Origin of the sequence: Streptomyces beijiangensis, assembly GCF_017315755.1 — a bacterium.
Taxonomy (GTDB): domain Bacteria; phylum Actinomycetota; class Actinomycetes; order Streptomycetales; family Streptomycetaceae; genus Streptomyces; species Streptomyces beijiangensis.
Map to the genome: position 1 here is coordinate 1 of NZ_JAFLRJ010001196.1, position 478 is coordinate 478.

Annotated in this window: 1 protein-coding gene; it reads left to right on the forward strand. The window is 76.4% G+C overall.

Annotated features, from left to right (window positions below):
• The coding region (locus J0695_RS41145) for an FAD-binding oxidoreductase (RefSeq protein WP_242553788.1) at positions 1-478 on the forward strand (478 nt) is incomplete at both ends.

The following is a 478-nucleotide window of genomic DNA, read 5'->3' on the forward strand; positions in this document are numbered from 1 at the left end:
GTGGGAGGTCGTCGGGCGGGTCACCGAGACCGCCGACGTCGCCTCCTTCCGGCTGCGCCCCGCCGACGGGGGCCCGGTGCGGGACTTCCGCCCGGGCCAGTACGTCTCCGTCCGCGTCACCCTCGACGACGGCGCCCGGCAGATCCGCCAGTACAGCCTCTCCGGCACGCCCGGCCCCGACGAGCGGCAGTTCAGCGTCAAGCGCGTGCACGACGAGGGGACGCCCGGGACGCCCGAGGGCGAGGTCTCCGGCCACCTGCACGCGCGCGTGCGGGCCGGCGACGTCCTGGAGCTGTCCGAGGCATACGGCGATCTCGTCCTCGACACCGACCCCGCCGCTCCCCTGCTGCTCGCCTCCGCGGGCATCGGCGTGACCCCGATGACCGCGATGCTGGCTCACCTCGCCGACCACGGCCACGACGCCCCCGTCACCGTCGTGCACGGCGACCGCTCCCCCGCCGACCACGCCCTGCGCGCG